Source organism: Succinivibrio faecicola (genome assembly GCF_019448115.1).
GTDB lineage: Bacteria > Pseudomonadota > Gammaproteobacteria > Enterobacterales > Succinivibrionaceae > Succinivibrio > Succinivibrio faecicola.
In genome coordinates, this window is sequence record NZ_JAGFNY010000077.1 from 1 (window position 1) to 1,561 (window position 1,561).

General features: G+C 34.8%; 1 protein-coding gene. It reads left to right on the plus strand.

The annotated features are described in order from the left end of the window. The first annotated feature begins 212 nt into the window (after positions 1 to 212). Positions 213 to 1,409 carry an MFS transporter gene (locus J5V48_RS09665; RefSeq protein WP_219938424.1) on the plus strand — a complete coding sequence of 399 codons (1,197 nt, stop codon included), beginning with the start codon at positions 213 to 215 and terminating at the stop codon, positions 1,407 to 1,409. Positions 1,410 to 1,561: the final 152 nt, after the last annotated feature.

Here is a 1,561-nt window from a genome sequence, read left to right on the forward strand (position 1 = left end):
GATCTTCTGATCGATTAAATCAAGATAAAGTGATCGATCAATTCAAGATCTTTGCGTCATAACTAAAAGATTTTCCACATAATCACTTAACACCTATATTTTTCTGCAAAGAACATTTGTTTAAAAATATACATTCTTAAAAATTCTTCATAATTGATAATCAATACAATTGGATATATCATTTATATATCAATTGTCATTATCAAAATATTATGAACTGGAAACTCCTTCTTTCAATTCTTGTGGTATGTGCCTGTCTTATGAGTTCAAGCTATACCATGCTTATACCGTTTTTGCCTGTATATCTTATAAATGAATTAAATGCATCATCTGATAACGTAAGTATGTGGTCAGGTGCATGCTTTGCTGTTACATTTGCAATTTCTGCCTTTGCAGCTCCTCTTTGGGGAAAACTCTCAGACAGAATTGGTAAAAAACCAATGGTTATAAGAGCAGCCTTTTTACTGTCAGTTTCCTACTTTATTGGTGGAATTGTAAAAACACCTGAACAGATGTTTTTAATGAGAGCGTTTCAGGGATTTGCAGCAGGTCTGTGGCCTGCTTTACTGGTTCTTACATCTGCTTATGTACCAAAAAACAGGCTTGGTATAAGCATGGGTCTTATGCAAAGCTCTATGATCTTAGGACAGGTTGCAGGGCCTCTATTAGGAGGGCTACTCTCTAATCTTGTGGGCATGAGAAATTCATTTTTTATTGGATCATCTGTACTCATGTTTATTACACTTTGTGCTGTTTTCATTATCAAGGAGCCTGATACAAAAGAAGAGAAAACCAAAAAGGCAAAAGAAGATTCTGCAATAAAAGAGATCTTGTCTAACAAAAATATACTAAGCCTTCTTATAGTGGTATTTCTCTGTAATTTTGTACTTTTGCAGATTCAGCCTATAGTAGCCTTGTATGTTGATAAACTAACAAATCATGCAGATAATGCCGTTTTAATAACCGGTCTTATACTCTCTTTAGGTGGACTTGCAGGTGCTATTGCATCACCGCTATGGGGCAGATTCGGTCAAAGAGCAGGCTTTGCAAAATCTCTTGTTCTTGCTTTAACATTTGCAGGATCATTTATGCTTGTTCAAGCTGTTCCTGATGATGTTAAATACTTTGCTTTAACACAGTTTTTAGTAGGACTTGGCTTTTCAGGAATTTTTCCTCTTGCTAACTCAATTCTTGTTACAAATACAAGAGATAACAACAGAGGACAGGCTTTTGGTATTCTTTTCTCATCTCAGATGCTTGGCGGTGCCTTAGGACCTGTAATTGGAGGTGTTATGGTAACCCTCATATCCTTCAAATCAGTTTATATAATTTCGGGTATCATTCTTCTGTTTTGTGCTGTTTTCCTAAACAAGAGAAAACAGAAATTTGAAAAATATAGCCAAAATTAAATACAGATTAAGCATTCAATAAACAGTGTTCATCTAACTGAACACTGTTTGATGAGCATTTATTTCACCTTTGTACAAGAAACTTCACACTGCTTGTTATAGAAACTGATGCCATAGCAGTAGATAGCTTTAACTGATGAATCATCAAGATA

Excerpts from the sequence above, each read along its gene's own strand:
- J5V48_RS09665 (WP_219938424.1), top strand. The coding sequence starts at position 213 with ATGAACTGGAAACTCCTTCTTTCAATTCTTGTGGTATGTGCCTGTCTT.